The sequence below is a fragment of the Mesorhizobium sp. B2-8-3 genome, assembly GCF_006440815.1.
GTDB lineage: Bacteria > Pseudomonadota > Alphaproteobacteria > Rhizobiales > Rhizobiaceae > Mesorhizobium.
Genome location: NZ_VFTW01000011.1, coordinates 12,627 through 26,416, shown reverse-complemented (window position 1 = coordinate 26,416; position 13,790 = coordinate 12,627). Strand labels below are relative to the sequence as shown.

Below are 13,790 nucleotides of genomic sequence, written 5' to 3'. Positions count from 1 at the left end.
GCCTGCAAAGGCCCCGTTGCCGACGTGTCCTTCGGAGGGAAGCCGTATGCGCATCGACCGGATCAACGTCTATTCGGCGCAATTGCCGGTCAAAGGCGGCGTCTACCGGATGGCCAGCGCCGATGTGGAGGCGCTGGACTCGACGCTGGTCGAGATCGTTACGGATGACGGTTTTGCCGGCTGGGGCGAGAGCTGCCCGATCGGCCCGGTCTACCAGCCGCATCATGCGCTGGGCGCCCGCGCCGCGATCGCCGAAATCGCGCCGGGCCTGATCGGCTCGGAGGTCGCCTCGATCAGGCAGCTGGCGAAACAGATGGACGAGCGGCTTAGCGGGCACGGCTACGCCAAGGCCGCGTTCGATATGGCGTTCCTCGACCTGCTCGGCCAGAAGCTCGGCGTGCCGGTCTCGACGCTTTTGGGCGGCGCGCTGACCGACCGCGTGCCGGCCTACTACTCGCTGATCGTCGGGGCGCCGGACGAGACGGCGCGGATCGCCGCCGACAAGGTGAAGGCCGGCTATCCGCGCCTGCAGGTCAAGATCGGCGGGCGCAACCTGGAAGAGGACGTGGCCGTCGTCCACAAGGTCTGGGAAGCGGTCGGCTACAAGGCTCGGCTAGCTGTCGACGGCAACCGAGGCCTGACGGTCGCCGCCGCGATCCACCTCGACCGGCTTTGCCAGCAAATCCCCTTCGTCTTCGAACAGCCCTGCAACACGATGGACGAGATCGCGACGCTGAAGGGCCGCGTGACGCATCCGGTCTATCTCGACGAAAGCACCGAGGACCAGAACGCCGTGCTGAGGGCAATTTCCATGGGCATCGCCGACGGCTTCGGCTTCAAGGTGACGCGCCTTGGCGGCCTCACCAAGATGACGACGGTGCGCGACCTCTGCGCCATCCGCTCGCTGCCGCACAGCTGCGACGACGCCTGGGGCGGCGACATCGTCGCGGCGGCCTGCGTGCATCTGGCCGCCACGGTCGAGCCGCGCCGCATGGAAGGCGCCTGGATCGCGCAGGAATACATCAAGGGCCATTTCGACGCGAAGCACCCGGTGGTCATCAAGCAAGGTCACATCGCCGTACCGCAACGGCCGGGGCTGGGCGTGAAACCGGAGCCCGGCATGTTCGGCAAGCCTGTGGCGATTTATGGGCCGTAAGCGGGAAGCGGCGCAGCCGGTTCGCAGTTTCGGATCGGAATGGCCGCTGGCCGGCGGTAATCATCAGCGCCGTCCCCCAGTCGAAGAGGGGGACGCCCTATGGGATTGTCCTCAGGACGGGCATTTCGACCGGCTGCGCGCATCAGCCGATCACCTTCGCGATGCCACGGATCGTTCCGCCATGTCCCGCGTTCTTGTGACACGCAAGGAGGAACGGCGATGGACGACGATCGGACCGAGAAGATCAGGCAACGGGCCTATGAGATCTTTCAACGCGAGGGCGGCATCTTTGGCAATCACGAACGGCACTGGCATCAGGCGGAGTTGGAGATCGACCGCGAGGCCGCCCTGCCGCTGACGGCAGGCGATGCGCTGCCCGAAACGCGCGAGATCGACAGCGCGGATGTGCTGACGGTCGAGGCGCTTGCCATGCGCACCGGCATTTCCGGCGACGAGGCGCAGGAACTGCTCGACCGGCTGGGCAACGACCGCGCGGCGATCGAGCAAGCGGCGCGAAGCCTCAAGGCAAAGCGGCAGCGCTGACCCGCCGAAGATGCTCTATTTGCGCTCCACGGCGAGCACGACAGGCATGCCCCAAGGCATGTTCCTTGGCGCCTGCAGCAGGGAAACCTTGCCTTCCGACACCTGGGCCTCCCACCACGCGTAATGTTTCAGGCTGTAGCTGCCCGGGCGCACCGCTGAGACCGACGATGGGACCGCCGTCGAGATTGAGCGCGGTGTTGATGTCGAGTCCTGCTTTCAGCAGGGAGGTCGCCGGCCTGTCCAGGGAGAAGAAGGCTTCCTTGGTCGAGCCGACGATGATGCGGCCCTGACCGCTTCGGCGATGAAGGTGCGGTTCGCCAGCCAGTTGCTCTTTGCGCGCACGCTGTTGCCGCCATCCTCGCCGATCAGCAGCGGATAGGACACCATCGCATTTTCGGCCCCATCCAGAACCGCTCGCCAGGCGCGGCCGGCAAGGTCAACCACGTGCGTGCCGCATGGGTGGCACTCTCCATCCGGGTTGACAGGACAGACGCGCCGCCCTAGCTTTCGCGTTAGTGACCACTAACGCGAAATACTGGACAGCGCTCGGCGATCCGACGCGACGCACGATCTTCGAACTGCTGGTCGACCGCCCCAGCTCGGTCAGCGGGCTCGCCAATGCACTGCCCGTGACGCGGCCGGCGGTCTCGCAGCATCTGAAGGTTCTCAAGGATGCCGGGCTGGTGGCCGACACGCGCTCGGGCAAGGAACGCATCTACCGTATCGACCCGGACGGCCTCGCGGCTTTCCGGGCGGAGATCGACGAGTTCTGGGTGAAGACGCTCGCGGCTTACGCGCGGCTTGTCGAGCAACCGACGGAGGACGAAACATGATCAAGCAACCGGCACCCGCGCCCGTGAAACATTCCGTCGTCGTCGCGGCGCCGATCGCACGCGCCTTCAAAGTGTTCACCGAGGATTTCGGCAGCATCAAACCGCGCGAGCACAATCTGCTCGCCGTCCCGATCGCGGAAACGATCTTCGAGCAGCGGGTCGGCGGCCACGTCTACGACCGTGGCGTCGATGGCTCGGAGTGCCGCTTCGCCCGTGTGCTGGCCTACGATCCGCCGAACCGGCTGCTTCTGAGCTGGGACATCAGCCCGCGCTGGCAGATCGAAACCGACCTCACCCGCACAAGCGAGTGGGAAGTCCGCTTCACGGCCGAGGCGGAAAACCGCACCCGCGTCGAAATCGAGCACCGCCATATCGAGCGGCATGGCCAAGGCTGGGAAAGCGTGCGCGGCGGGGTCGACAGCGATCAGGGCTGGCCGCTCTACCTGCAGCGGTTCCAGGACCTCTTTTCCCGGGCAGCCTGACAGCACCACCCGGTACCGAAGGGCTTGGCCCGCACGACAGCCATTGGAAGGAGCGCGGAAAATGGAAGCTTATTGGCTGAGCACGCTCGGCGTGCTTGCGCTCTGTCTCCTGTCGGTGGCGCTGGCGGTCTATTCCGGCTCGTCCAAGGGATTTGCGGGCAAGCTTTCGGGTCCGGTCGTCCCGGCGGACGACGACAACCGGCTCTACCGGATCGACCGCGTCCACATGAATTCGGTCGAGGCGCTGGCCCCTTTCGTCGTGCCCGTGATGCTGGCGATGATGGTCGGCGTCGGCCCGGTGACGCTCGCCGTGCTTGTCTGGGTTCACCTGGCGATACGCCTCGTACACATGGTCATCTACCTGCGTGGAGGAAACGCCGCCAAGGGCGGCAGCGTCAGGACAATCTTCTATGTCTCGGGCGCGCTGGTCACGCTTGTTCTCATCCTCGTGACGGGGTGGGCGGCGCTTCGCTGAGCAGCTTTCGCTTCGTCGGCGGAACCCTCAGCCGATCAGAGGTTCATCCCTGCACAACCACAGGAGATCCACCATGGGCCATTGGCCTGCAACAGGTAAATGGCGAGCAGCGCCACCCAAACGGCTGTCCTGCTCATTCGCAAATCCCTGTTGGTCCGGCAATGAACGCGCTCGCGGCGGTTACGTTCCCGATATGCCAGGCTGCACATCGCCTTGGGCAGGATCAAGTAACGAATTGGTGGGACGGCTGCGCATCAGTCCTTCGGCGCGTTGCTGTAGAGCGCCACGCCGACGCGGTCGTTGCGCCGCCACCGCACCAGAGCGCGATAGGCCGTATCGTCGGCCGGGACCTCGAGCAGGAAGCGGTCCGGGATCTCCACATCGGCGCCGACGCGCAATTCCGCACCTTGCTCGTGCTGATTTCTGACCGAGCAGCCGATCCTGACGCCGGCGGCGATGATCGTGGCTTCCTTGAGCACGAATTCGCGCGCATGAAGACGGCGCTCGGTCTCGGGAAAATTGGCCATATCCGGCGGGCTCCTCAGGCAAGGCTCTCCTCGCAACAGGGCAGCACCATAGCAGCGAGGCGTTTCCGTTCCGTTAGCAATCACTGAAACGCGGAACGGCAGCTTCATAGGCCGACCGCGTTCATCGGGATCTTTCATGCCCAGAGGGTTCAACCAGAGACGATGACCCCGCTCGCGTGCAGGACCCAGCGGCGGCCGTCGCCGCGGAACTCGGTGAGTGACAGCGGCTCGATGTCGATCTTCCAGACCGAGGAGAGCGGCGCACCCAGCACATGCACCATGGCGGCGCGGATCGGCACGGCATGGGTGAGCGCGATGGTGTGGCCGCTCTCGGCGGCCAGGCGCTCCAGCAGTGCCGCGCCGCGCGAGGCCACCGCGGCAAGCGACTCGCCGCCATGGGGTGCGGCATCCGGATCGGAAAGCCATGCCGCCATGCCTTCCGGATCCTCCGCCTGCACCTCCTCGAAACTTTTGCCGGCCCAGCGCCCGAAATCCTGTTCGCCAAGCAGCGGCTCGACCGTCGCCGCCAGGCCGAGCGCCTCGGCCGTCTGCCGCGCGGCCCGCGCCGGACTCGTCCAGACGCGGTCGGCGCGGCGCAGCGAAGCGGCCAGCGCGCCGGCACGCTCGAAGGCTCGCGGCTCCGGCGCCTCGTCACTCGGAAAACGACCCTTGCGCGTGGCCTGCGTCGCGCCGCTTGCGATCATCGTCAGGCGGGCGAGCATCCCAAAACTCCGTGGTCCAGTGAAATTTCGGCCGCGCGAAGCCGTGTTGGCCATTACATGTCGTTGACAGGCGAACGAAGTGCTGACAAGTGTTTTAGCGCTATACGGGATTGGAAGCCGGTGCGAGTCCGGCACGGTCGCGCCACTGTGATCGGCACCAGCCGAAAGTCAGGCCTTATTCCGCAGCATTGTTCGATCAACGGGACGCAGTATCCCACGGGAGGTCAATATGTCCGACACCACCTTCGCCCCCAGCTACGGTCCGGTTGCGATTCCGGTTCGCGAGCTTCTGCCGTGGGCCATCTTCGCCGGCCTGCTGTTGATGCTGGCGATCTATTTCGTCGGGGCGGAAGAAGGCGCGACGTCGCTGATCCGCGGCACCTATGTGCACGAATTCGTGCATGACGGCCGCCACCTGCTCGGCTTCCCCTGCCACTAAGGCGGTTCAGCATCGGTGAACTCGCTTCGATTTTGGTCTAACGCGATTCCGGACGGAAAACCGGCACGCAGTTTTCCTGGAATTGCTGGGTTGGTTTAACGCTATTCCTGACGGAAAACCGCTACGCACTTTTCCTGGAATTGCTTAGAGGGTTAACGACATGGTCGGAAAACTTTTGCTGCGCGGCATGCTTGTCGGGCTGGTTGCGGGGATTCTGGCATTCGCCTTCGCCCGCGTCTATGGCGAGCCGCAGGTCGACAAGGCGATCGCCTTCGAGGAACAGCAGGCCCAGACGGCCGGCGAGGCGCCGGAGCCCGAGATGGTGAGCCGCGTCACGCAGGCCGGCATCGGTCTCGCAACCGGCGTGCTGGTCTATGGCGCCGCCCTCGGCGGGCTGTTCTCGCTGGTCTTCGCCTATGCCTATGGCCGGCTGGGTTCGCTTGGGCCCCGTGGCACTTCGGCGCTCATCGCGCTGCTCGGCTTCCTGGCGGTGATCGTGGTGCCCGGCCTCAAATACCCGGCCAACCCGCCCGCGGTCGGCAATGCCGAGACCATCGGCTACCGCACGGAATTGTTCTTCATCATGATCGTGGTCTCGATCGCGGCGATGGTGGCGGCGGTCGGCCTGGCGCAGCGGCTGTGGACCCGGCTCGGCGCCTGGAACGCCTCGATCGTGGCTGGGCTGGCCTTCCTCGTCGTCTTCGCGCTGGTGAAGGCAGCCCTGCCAGACATCAACGAAGTACCGGAGAACTTCTCGGCGACGGTGCTGTGGCAGTTCCGCGTCGCCTCGCTCGGCATCCAGCTTGTGCTATGGACCGTCGTCGGGCTCGGCTTCGGCGCGGTTGCCGAGCGCGTGGTCGCGGCGCGCGACCAGCGCAGCCCTGCCCGCCGCTTCGCCTGAAATCCGATGCGTCGGCCGCCACGGTTCCTTGCCCTGGCGGCCATTTTCTTTTTGGCGACCGCCCTTTCGATCATGACGGCGGGAGCACCCGCCGAAGCGCATAGCGGATCCTTCGCCCCGCCTCCTCCCGGCATCCAGATCCCGAGCCTGACACACGGCCAGATGGCCGTGATCGCCCGCTACCGCGGCGAGATCCTCGAGCTCGCCCAGCACCAGACCGCGACCGACCCGACCTTCCGGCGGCTCTACAATCACGGCAATCTGCAATACACCTATTGCCTGTGGGGCCTGATGCCGGGAAGCCTCGCCGACGAGGAGAGCCCCTTCAACGAATGCAGCCACGCCTACCTCGCCACCGCCAAGGCGCTGCTCACCCATATGGCGACGATGCCCTCAGCCGAACGCAACGCGAAAGCACTGATCTCCGATATCGACGCCGACATGGTGCGCAGCGGCGCGTCGTGGATCCTGTGCCAGTATAGCGGCGAGTCTTTCAGCACCGGCGCCGTCGTCGAGCCCAGATGGCGCGACATGGTCTTCCACCTGCCGAGCCTCTGCGTGCTGCTTGCCACGATAGCGGCGCTCGTCGCCGCCGCATGGTCCATCTTCGGCACGCCGCGCGCCCGCGCGGCCTAGCCGAGCGCTGCGCGCAGGCGTAAGCATCGGCAATTGTCCGGTTCCCGGATTCGCAGCCGCCAGCCATGTTCGCCCCCGAAGCCTTCGCCGTCACCGCCGCCTTATGCAGCGCGCTGAGCTCCATGTTCCTGAGCGAGCTCAAGGGCCGCGTTCCCCTGCTCCAGCTTGCCCGCTGGCAGATGCTCGCAACCTTCGTGATGACCGGCTCGGTGTCGTTGGCGATCGGCGGCTGGCACACGATCGGAGCGAGGGAGTTCTGGCTGCTTGCCGGATCGAGCTTCGCCGGCATCAGCATTGCCAGCTCGACCTATTTCGCCACCATCTATTCGGTCGGCCCGCGCATCACGGCGCTGCTCTTCTCGCTCACCTCGCCTTTCGCCCTGGCGCTCGGCTATCTCGTGCTCGGCGAAACCATCAGCCGCTGGCAGGCGCTGGGCGTGGCGCTGGCGCTTGCCGGCATCGTGCTTGCCATCGGTGGGCAAACGCCGGGGGTCAACGCGGCCTCGGACCCCGGACGATGCTTGCTGATGGCGCCCGAGACGGCAGGCATGGACAACTGATACGATCGGCGTTGCGGCTCACGCTCCGTGGCTGAGGTTGTTCAATGTCGCTCGTTTACAGACCTGCTCGCGCCGATGATCTCGTGGCGACCGATGCGCTGGTGGTGGCCAGCATCAATGAGCTTACCACTCGGCACGGCTTTGGCCCGATGGCGGCGACGAGCCCTCCCAACTTTCAGCTGTTTTCGCTCGAGGACGACCCCGGCGGCCTGTGGGTGGCGGAAGATGACGGGGACATTGCCGGCTTCGCCTGGAGCTGGGTATGCGGCGATATCTGGTTCCTCGCCCAGCTGTTCGTCGATCCTGGCCGACAAGGCCGCGGCATCGGAAACACGCTGCTGGAACGGACCATGGAGCATGCCCGCGCATCAGGCGCAGCCCACAAGGCACTTATAACATTCACCTTCAATCGTGTGTCGCAGGGGCTTTACATGCGGCACGGCTTGTTTCCCAAAACGCCGATCTACCTTCTCAGCGCCGCGCGCGAACGGGTGACCAAGGCATTGGCTCGACCGTTGCGTGCCGTCGAAATGGACGACAGCGCCGCGACGATGGAGAAACTTGCCGAGATCGACGCCTGTGCCCTGGGCGCCTCGCGGGTGAAGCATCATCGCTACCTGCGCACCGATCCTTCGACGACGGGCGTCCTGCTCTTTGCCGGCGGCGATGCGGTCGGCTACGGCTACATCAATGCCGGCGGGCATATCGGCCCCCTGGCGGTGACGCGGCCCGATATCGTTCGCGATGCGTTTGCAACGGCGTTGCTGTTGGCGGCGGATCGCTCGGCCGAGAAGGTATCGGCCTTCCTGCCGGGCACATGCGGGAGCGCGCTCGGCCTCGCGATCGATCAAGGCATGCGCATCACCTTCCCTATGCTGTTGATGGCATCGCCCGGCTATGGCGACTGGACGCAGTATCTGCCGCGAAATCCGGGCTTCATGTGATCGGCCGCCCGCGGCTGCAGGCGGCCGGCGGCAACCAAATGCTTGTTTTGCCGTTTATTTCAGCGGCTGCCGGCACACAGCGTGGCGCCAGCCGGCTGCGTCGGCCAGGTATCGCCGAGGGCGGAAAGGAGGCCGCGATGACACGGCCGACAGTGGAAATAGGCGACAGGGTGGCTGTCATCGCCACGGTGGTCGAACGCACCGAGGACCGCGTGATGCTGAGGCTCGACGGCGACAGCCATAAATATTCGATGGTCGAGCCCAATGCCAGGGCTGGCGACAAGCTCAGACTCGAGGGCGAGGTCGTGCATGTCGACGAGGATCTCGGACGCACGACCGTGCAGGTTCTGGGGCGCGTGACCGTCGACACCCGGTCGGTCGAGATGGTGACGCGACGTTGCGACCTAGACCATATCGGCTCGAACGTGCCGGGCCACCCTCGCCCACGCACCCCGCCGCGACCGCATGGGTGAGCCGGGGCCGAGCCGCGATTCTGTCGTGGGACGATGACCGGTCTAATGGCGCTTGAAATACTGCACTTCGCGTTCGTGCTTTTCCGCCGCTTCGCGCGACTTGAAGGTGCCTAGATTGCGGCGCTTGCCGGTTCTCGGATCGATTTTGCGCGAATAGAGCCTGTATTCGCCGGATTTCAGCTTGCGGATCATGGCGGTCTCCTTGTGAGCCAAGAACCTAACCCGCCTGGGGCCGTCGCGGTTCCACCAGGCCATCCAGCCCGCTCGCGGCCCGTCCGCAAAAAAGCGCCGCTGTCGGTGAACCATTTCACGGACGTAAACGGCCTAATATCGGAATCGAGACCGCAACGACACGATTAGGTCGGATTATTTGTATTCAAATGACTTTGGCGACGTTATGCGGATGTCGCCGAAGTGCCGGATCTGAGGAGGGTGAGATGGTTACGGCGAAGCTTCACGGCGTTGAACTCGTCAGGGGCCAGAAGTGGACGGTGCGCGTCACCGCCTATGGCACGACGCTAATCTTTCCCTTCGAAGCCGAGCAATATGCGCGCTCCTATGCCGATGGCCAGGCCTTCCGCCTCGGCGTCGAGGTTGTCGAGTTGAGGGACTGCGCCTGAGAGGCCGAGCCATCGATCGCCAAATGGCCTGAAGACCCGCGCACCCATATATAAGCGGCATGTCGACATTCGATACGGCGAAGCGGTGGGCGCGCAAGATCAAGCGCGATGTGGTTGCGCTCTGGATCGCCGCCCGCGATCCGCGTGTGCCCTGGTATGCAAAAGCCGCCGCGGGCGCAGTCGCGGCCTACGCGCTGAGCCCCATCGATCTTATCCCGGATTTCATCCCGATCATCGGCTACCTGGACGACCTGCTGATCGTGCCTGTCGGCATCATGCTCGCGGTCAAGCTGGTTCCGTCCGATCTGATGCAGGAATTCCGCGAAGAGGCCGCGCGACGCGAGAAGCCGGTGAGCAAGACCGGGCTCGCCTCCATGATCGCGCTCTGGGTTCTTGCGGCGTTGGCCCTCGCCTGGCTGTTCTGGCCGAAGCCGGCCTAGATCCTTCAGCCAGCGCAGCCGCGCATGCCGGCGGAATCTCACTCGGCAGCTAAATTAGCTGTCCCTTGTAATTTATGCAAATCAGGGCCATGCTGGCCGAGCGCGTGAAATGGCAGGCGCAATGGGTGGGTTCAATTAGGGGTCAGGCGTGATGGAGTTCGCAGTCTGCTACGACCACAGCGGGTTCGATCTGGCACGGGCGCTCTTCCTCGATGTCACGGCGTTCTTTGCGCTGATGGCGCCATGGGCGGTCGCGCGGCTCATCGAGATGTCGCGCGAGGATGGCGCAGTCGGGCTACAGCCGGTCTGAGGCTCGAGCCGCCACTTTGCTAAAGAGCGTTTCGCGGAAGCGCCGAACCGCTCCAACTCTCTGTGCTTATGCAATTCCGGACGGAAAACCGTTACACACTTTTCCTGGAATTGCTTTAAAAGCGCGTCGCGCTGGAGCGGATTCTGTCGACGCGCTTTAAGCCTTTGTTTTCATGGATGTCGTTATCGCAAAACCGCTGCACACTTTTGCGCGACATGCATTAGCCGTCGTGGACGACCTTTCGGATCGATAGGTCGTCGCCGAACAACGCCGAACAGTCGATCTCCTCCTGGAAGTTTGCCTGCGGATCGAGCACCAGCCACGAAGCGTGCGTGCGAAGATCCTTCAGCCTGGCATTCTTTTGCGCGCGCGCCAGGCGCTCGGCCTCGGCAACCGAGGCCTGAAAAGGCCTTTCGGCCTTGCGATGGTGAAGGATCCTCGACATAGCGGCGGAAAACGCGCTTGCCCCGCTTTTCGTTCCGTCGAAAGCGGCGGGTCGGAGGCCTCGACCCTAACGCGTTCCCGGTTCGACGGTGGCGCGGCAGGACCTCCATGCGTCACAATACCCGCGAAGGCGCATTTCTTTGCGCCCTGTTTCAAGCGGTATCGAGCATGAGCGCGCGCCGGATCGGCGGCTGGGGTAGCCCGGCTTGCCTTGGCGGTAAAAGAGTACGGCTCTTTGACGGACAAGCCGGGCTAAAGCGCCGACCATTGGGTTTCCTTGGGGGGAAGCCGGCGCAGGAATAGAGTGTCCGTTTCCCGTTGCGCCCGCAATTGTCGCTGAGGTCCTATGCGCCAGCGCAATGGTCCGACCGGCTGGAGACGTGATGCCGCAATTCCGGACGGAAGGCTACGGGAAAGCGCCGAGCCTAACCGCTCATACTTTTCCTGGAATTGCTCTACGCCCGAACGCTCAAGCCCGCGTAAGACGGCCGCCCTTTTGCAGCGCCCTCCTGACGAAAAGCTCGGCATGCTGCGCCCATTCCGCTTCCGCGACGTCGTTCTCACGAACGGACTGCCTGAAAGCTTCTCGCAGAGCCTCGAGCTCAAAGATCGACAGCCGCTGGTTTCTTTTTTGTTTTTTTGTGCCGGCGTCCATAGTGCGTTGCCAAGAACCGCGAGGTGAAGCCCATCGTATATGCGGCGGCTGTTCGACCCATCAACACCGTGGCTCTGACTTCTTTTGGGGGCAAATTTTGCCGCGGCGTCCGCGTCTTCTGCCGGGACGATGCGGGCTCCGCCTGCCGGATGTGGACGGGTTGCATGCCGATCCAACCGGCAGGTCCGCCGCTATATGACAGCTACAACGCCCGACAAAAGACCGCCTCGGGCCAGGGCGCGGGCGTGGCGCTATATCTTGCAGGTTATACGTCTTTTGGTATGGACCCGGCGCTCGATTGGTGGTTGTCTCGGCATTGCTAAAATCATCCATGATTTCAGGTGGCAGCCGGCCCGCGTCTTCCCCGTCAACAGGAATGACGCGGGCTTTTGCCGCTCGGGGAGAGCCGCCCTCGCCGCTGGCGAAGCCAAGCCCGCCCGTTCGCGAGCGCGCAAACCCGTCGCCATTAACCTTCCCCATGGGCACGGACCAAGGTCGGTGTCGCAATTGCCGTCCCTCGCCTATAATCTTGCAAGCGGGTGGGTGAGCGGGGCCGATGTTTGGGAGATATTTCAAGCGACTTGCACGAATCTGGAGCGGGCTGTCGCTGGCTTGGCAGTTCGTGATCGCGGGCGGCATCGGCCTTCTGGCCGTGATGCTCGTGGTCGGGCTGTGGGTGACGTCGCAGATTCGCGAAGGGGTGATGCACAATTCCGCCACCACGACAGCGCTCTATGTCGACAGCGTGATCGCGCCGCTGCTGCCTGACCTGCGCAGGAGCCGCGAGCTCGACGATTCGGTCAAGCGGGCGCTGGACGAGACGCTCGGCCAGGGCGCGCTCGGAAAGAGGCTGGTGTCGTTCAAGCTGTGGCGACGCGACGGCATGGTGCTCTACTCCGACGACTCGGCCCTGATCGGCAGAACCTTTCCGCCCAACGCCAATCTGAAGTCGGCCTTCGCCGGCAATGTCGTGGCCGAATACAACAACCTCAGCGACGATCCCGAATCGGGAGACGAGAAAGCGGTGAACGCGCCGCTGTTCGAGATCTACAATCCGGTGCGCGAGCCCTGGTCGGGCGAAGTGGTGGCGGTGTCCGAATTCTACGAGGTCGCCGACGATTTCCAGGAAACGCTGAACTCGGCGCTCAGATGGACGTGGCTGGTGGTGGCGGCCGCCACCGCGGCGGCGCTGGCGCTGCTCTCCGGCATCGTTTTCCGCGGCAGCCGCACCATCGTCACCCAACAGGCTGCGCTCGAGGCCAAGGTTGCCGAATTGCAGGCGGCGCTGGCGCAGAACTCGTCGCTGCGCCAGCGCGTCCAGCGCGCCTCGCGCCGCGCCACCGCCATCAACGAGCGGTATCTGCGGCGTATCGGCGCCGACCTGCATGACGGGCCGGCGCAACTGGTGGCGCTCGCCGCGCTAAGGATGGACAGCCCGGTGCTGGTCGACCCGACCACATCGAGCACGCTGCGCGAGGCCGAGATCGCCGGCATCCACAAGACGCTCGGCGAGGCGATGCGGGAGATACGCGGCATCTGCAACGGACTGGTGCTGCCGCAGATCGAAACGCAGGCTATCGCCGATATCTTGCGGCTGGCGGTGGCCGAGCACGAGCGGCGCACCAGCACCAAAGTGTTGCTAACTCTGCCCGAGCGCTTGCCGGAGCTCGGCACCTCGGAAAAGATCAGCATCTATCGCTTCGTGCAGGAAGGCCTGAACAACGCCTACCGCCACGGCAAGGGCAAAGGCCAGCAGGTCAGAGCCACGACGAAGGGCGGCAAGCTCCTGGTCGAGGTGCTGGACACCGGCCCCGGCTTCGACCCGGCCCGAAGCGAAGGCCTTGGGCTTGCCGGCCTCAGGGAACGGATCGAAAGCATAGGCGGGCAGTTCGAAACGCTGACCGGCCCGGGAGGAACCAGGCTGGTGATCACCTTGTCTGTCGAGGAGCAACCGTGAGCACATCCATCCGCATCGCAATAGTCGACGACCACCCCCTGTTTCGCGAGGGCGTGGCGCGCAGCCTCGGCGAGATAGGCGGCTTCGAACTTGTGGGCGAAGGCGCCAGCGCCGAGGACGCCGAAAGGCTGGCGCGCGCCAGCACACCCGATATTCTCCTGCTCGACATCAGCATGCCGGGCGGCGGCCTCAACGCGCTGGCCGGCATCCTTTCAGCGATGCCCGAGCAGAAGATCGTCATGCTCACCGTGTCGGAGACCAACGCCGACGTCGCCCTGGCGCTGAAGGCCGGCGCGCGCGGCTATGTGCTGAAAGGCGTCGGCTCCAAGGCGCTGGCCGAGATCCTGCGCGACGTCGCCAACGGCCAGAGCTACGTATCGCCGAGCCTGTCGGCGAGGCTGCTTTCCGACCTTTTGCAGCCCACCGGAAGCAAGCCCGATCCGCTCGGCCAACTCACCGGCCGCGAGGCCGAGATCCTGAAACTGGTCGCGGAAGGGCTCAGCAACAAAGAGGTGGCGGCCCGGCTGTCGCTGCAGGAGAAGACGGTCAAGCATCACATGACCAGGGTGCTGGCCAAGCTCAATGTGCGCAACCGCACCGAGGCGGCGCTGCTGATGCACGAGGCGAGGGAAAGGAACTGAGGAACTGAGGAACTAGGTTCCCTCTTTCTTCA

The 13,790-nt window shown here is 64.6% G+C and carries 21 protein-coding genes and 1 riboswitch; of the genes, 16 read left to right on the top strand and 5 right to left on the bottom strand.

Translation table 11 applies throughout. The features are described 5' to 3' along the window. Positions 1-46 precede the first annotated feature (46 nt). The 5 genes from FJ418_RS17620 (at position 47) to FJ418_RS17600 (ending at position 3,489) form a co-directional block, all read left to right on the top strand. The gene (locus FJ418_RS17620) at positions 47-1,156 is read left to right on the top strand and encodes a mandelate racemase/muconate lactonizing enzyme family protein (protein ID WP_140867668.1); all 1,110 of its coding nucleotides are present in this window, start codon (positions 47-49) and stop codon (positions 1,154-1,156) included. 219 nt (positions 1,157-1,375) lie between these two features. Next, complete coding sequence (locus FJ418_RS17615; protein WP_140867665.1) at positions 1,376-1,699, top strand: DUF2934 domain-containing protein; 324 nt, start codon at positions 1,376-1,378, stop codon at positions 1,697-1,699. A 515-nt stretch (positions 1,700-2,214) separates the two neighbouring features. After that, on the top strand, positions 2,215-2,532 hold the full coding sequence (locus FJ418_RS17610; protein ID WP_140867662.1) for a metalloregulator ArsR/SmtB family transcription factor: 318 nt from the start codon (positions 2,215-2,217) through the stop codon (positions 2,530-2,532). Then, complete coding sequence (locus FJ418_RS17605) at positions 2,529-3,014, top strand: SRPBCC family protein (RefSeq protein ID WP_140644936.1); 486 nt, start codon at positions 2,529-2,531, stop codon at positions 3,012-3,014. The genes FJ418_RS17610 and FJ418_RS17605 overlap by 4 nt, the downstream gene beginning before the upstream one ends. Before the next feature lie 61 nt (positions 3,015-3,075). Next, positions 3,076-3,489 (top strand): MAPEG family protein, encoded by a 414-nt coding sequence (locus FJ418_RS17600; protein WP_140867659.1) that lies wholly within the window; start codon positions 3,076-3,078, stop codon positions 3,487-3,489. A 254-nt stretch (positions 3,490-3,743) separates the two neighbouring features. Here the strand turns inward: FJ418_RS17600 and FJ418_RS17595 are convergent, their stop codons facing one another. Continuing rightward, positions 3,744-4,016, bottom strand: coding sequence for a PilZ domain-containing protein (locus FJ418_RS17595; RefSeq protein ID WP_140658448.1), 273 nt, complete (start codon positions 4,014-4,016; stop codon positions 3,744-3,746). Positions 4,017-4,165: 149 nt separating this feature from the next. Further along, positions 4,166-4,738: a histidine phosphatase family protein gene (locus tag FJ418_RS17590; RefSeq protein WP_140867656.1), complete on the bottom strand. Its 573-nt coding sequence runs from the start codon at positions 4,736-4,738 to the stop codon at positions 4,166-4,168. A gap of 85 nt (positions 4,739-4,823) precedes the next feature. Continuing rightward, positions 4,824-4,967, top strand: a riboswitch (adenosylcobalamin (AdoCbl) riboswitch). Between FJ418_RS17590 and FJ418_RS17585 the strand changes: the two genes are divergently transcribed. From FJ418_RS17585 to FJ418_RS17560, 6 genes are all read left to right on the top strand, one after another. Next, a complete protein-coding gene (locus tag FJ418_RS17585; RefSeq protein ID WP_140658443.1) occupies positions 4,968-5,177 on the top strand; it encodes a CbtB domain-containing protein in 210 nt (69 codons plus the stop codon). Positions 5,178-5,337: 160 nt separating this feature from the next. Continuing rightward, positions 5,338-6,078: a CbtA family protein gene (locus tag FJ418_RS17580; RefSeq protein WP_140867653.1), complete on the top strand. Its 741-nt coding sequence runs from the start codon at positions 5,338-5,340 to the stop codon at positions 6,076-6,078. A gap of 51 nt (positions 6,079-6,129) precedes the next feature. Further along, positions 6,130-6,714 (top strand): hypothetical protein, encoded by a 585-nt coding sequence (locus tag FJ418_RS17575; RefSeq protein ID WP_140867650.1) that lies wholly within the window; start codon positions 6,130-6,132, stop codon positions 6,712-6,714. A gap of 65 nt (positions 6,715-6,779) precedes the next feature. Beyond that, entirely contained in the window at positions 6,780-7,274 is a 495-nt protein-coding gene (locus FJ418_RS17570) for a DMT family transporter (protein ID WP_140867647.1), read from the top strand. Between the two features lie 44 nt (positions 7,275-7,318). Further along, positions 7,319-8,218 carry a GNAT family N-acetyltransferase gene (locus FJ418_RS17565; RefSeq protein WP_140867644.1) on the top strand — a complete coding sequence of 300 codons (900 nt, stop codon included), beginning with the start codon at positions 7,319-7,321 and terminating at the stop codon, positions 8,216-8,218. A 137-nt stretch (positions 8,219-8,355) separates the two neighbouring features. Beyond that, the gene (locus FJ418_RS17560) at positions 8,356-8,691 is read left to right on the top strand and encodes a hypothetical protein (protein WP_140658433.1); all 336 of its coding nucleotides are present in this window, start codon (positions 8,356-8,358) and stop codon (positions 8,689-8,691) included. 42 nt (positions 8,692-8,733) lie between these two features. On the opposite strand, the gene FJ418_RS17555 is transcribed toward FJ418_RS17560, so the two are convergent. Then, positions 8,734-8,883 carry a hypothetical protein gene (locus FJ418_RS17555; protein WP_112100506.1) on the bottom strand — a complete coding sequence of 50 codons (150 nt, stop codon included), beginning with the start codon at positions 8,881-8,883 and terminating at the stop codon, positions 8,734-8,736. 245 nt (positions 8,884-9,128) lie between these two features. Between FJ418_RS17555 and FJ418_RS17550 the strand changes: the two genes are divergently transcribed. From FJ418_RS17550 to FJ418_RS31955, 3 genes are all read left to right on the top strand, one after another. Continuing rightward, positions 9,129-9,311, top strand: a complete 183-nt coding sequence (locus FJ418_RS17550) for a hypothetical protein (RefSeq protein ID WP_140658431.1) — start codon at positions 9,129-9,131, stop codon at positions 9,309-9,311. Between the two features lie 59 nt (positions 9,312-9,370). Next, positions 9,371-9,751: a YkvA family protein gene (locus FJ418_RS17545; protein WP_140867641.1), complete on the top strand. Its 381-nt coding sequence runs from the start codon at positions 9,371-9,373 to the stop codon at positions 9,749-9,751. A 148-nt stretch (positions 9,752-9,899) separates the two neighbouring features. Then, positions 9,900-10,061 (top strand): hypothetical protein, encoded by a 162-nt coding sequence (locus FJ418_RS31955; RefSeq protein WP_181166987.1) that lies wholly within the window; start codon positions 9,900-9,902, stop codon positions 10,059-10,061. Positions 10,062-10,281: 220 nt separating this feature from the next. Here FJ418_RS31955 and FJ418_RS17540 read toward each other — a convergent pair whose 3' ends face one another. Next, positions 10,282-10,506 carry a hypothetical protein gene (locus FJ418_RS17540; protein WP_140658427.1) on the bottom strand — a complete coding sequence of 75 codons (225 nt, stop codon included), beginning with the start codon at positions 10,504-10,506 and terminating at the stop codon, positions 10,282-10,284. Between the two features lie 468 nt (positions 10,507-10,974). Then, entirely contained in the window at positions 10,975-11,160 is a 186-nt protein-coding gene (locus FJ418_RS17535; RefSeq protein ID WP_140644949.1) for a hypothetical protein, read from the bottom strand. A 556-nt stretch (positions 11,161-11,716) separates the two neighbouring features. Between FJ418_RS17535 and FJ418_RS17530 the strand changes: the two genes are divergently transcribed. Together FJ418_RS17530 and FJ418_RS17525 are read left to right on the top strand one after the other, a co-directional pair. Further along, on the top strand, positions 11,717-13,117 hold the full coding sequence (locus FJ418_RS17530) for a sensor histidine kinase (protein ID WP_140867638.1): 1,401 nt from the start codon (positions 11,717-11,719) through the stop codon (positions 13,115-13,117). After that, positions 13,114-13,758 (top strand): response regulator transcription factor, encoded by a 645-nt coding sequence (locus tag FJ418_RS17525; RefSeq protein ID WP_140644951.1) that lies wholly within the window; start codon positions 13,114-13,116, stop codon positions 13,756-13,758. The genes FJ418_RS17530 and FJ418_RS17525 overlap by 4 nt, the downstream gene beginning before the upstream one ends. Positions 13,759-13,790: the final 32 nt, after the last annotated feature.

Bases quoted from the DNA above. Each gene is read 5' to 3' on its own strand.
- FJ418_RS17585 (WP_140658443.1), top strand. From the start codon at position 4,968: ATGTCCGACACCACCTTCGCCCCCAGCTACGGTCCGGTTGCGATTCCG.
- FJ418_RS17555 (WP_112100506.1), bottom strand. From the start codon at position 8,883: ATGATCCGCAAGCTGAAATCCGGCGAATACAGGCTCTATTCGCGCAAA.
- FJ418_RS17580 (WP_140867653.1), top strand. From the start codon at position 5,338: ATGGTCGGAAAACTTTTGCTGCGCGGCATGCTTGTCGGGCTGGTTGCG.
- FJ418_RS17600 (WP_140867659.1), top strand. From the start codon at position 3,076: ATGGAAGCTTATTGGCTGAGCACGCTCGGCGTGCTTGCGCTCTGTCTC.
- FJ418_RS17550 (WP_140658431.1), top strand. From the start codon at position 9,129: ATGGTTACGGCGAAGCTTCACGGCGTTGAACTCGTCAGGGGCCAGAAG.
- FJ418_RS17605 (WP_140644936.1), top strand. From the start codon at position 2,529: ATGATCAAGCAACCGGCACCCGCGCCCGTGAAACATTCCGTCGTCGTC.
- FJ418_RS17535 (WP_140644949.1), bottom strand. From the start codon at position 11,160: ATGGACGCCGGCACAAAAAAACAAAAAAGAAACCAGCGGCTGTCGATC.
- FJ418_RS17530 (WP_140867638.1), top strand. From the start codon at position 11,717: ATGTTTGGGAGATATTTCAAGCGACTTGCACGAATCTGGAGCGGGCTG.
- FJ418_RS17565 (WP_140867644.1), top strand. From the start codon at position 7,319: ATGTCGCTCGTTTACAGACCTGCTCGCGCCGATGATCTCGTGGCGACC.
- FJ418_RS17620 (WP_140867668.1), top strand. From the start codon at position 47: ATGCGCATCGACCGGATCAACGTCTATTCGGCGCAATTGCCGGTCAAA.
- FJ418_RS17615 (WP_140867665.1), top strand. From the start codon at position 1,376: ATGGACGACGATCGGACCGAGAAGATCAGGCAACGGGCCTATGAGATC.
- FJ418_RS17560 (WP_140658433.1), top strand. From the start codon at position 8,356: ATGACACGGCCGACAGTGGAAATAGGCGACAGGGTGGCTGTCATCGCC.
- FJ418_RS17570 (WP_140867647.1), top strand. From the start codon at position 6,780: ATGTTCGCCCCCGAAGCCTTCGCCGTCACCGCCGCCTTATGCAGCGCG.
- FJ418_RS17595 (WP_140658448.1), bottom strand. From the start codon at position 4,016: ATGGCCAATTTTCCCGAGACCGAGCGCCGTCTTCATGCGCGCGAATTC.
- FJ418_RS17540 (WP_140658427.1), bottom strand. From the start codon at position 10,506: ATGTCGAGGATCCTTCACCATCGCAAGGCCGAAAGGCCTTTTCAGGCC.
- FJ418_RS17590 (WP_140867656.1), bottom strand. From the start codon at position 4,738: ATGCTCGCCCGCCTGACGATGATCGCAAGCGGCGCGACGCAGGCCACG.
- FJ418_RS17545 (WP_140867641.1), top strand. From the start codon at position 9,371: ATGTCGACATTCGATACGGCGAAGCGGTGGGCGCGCAAGATCAAGCGC.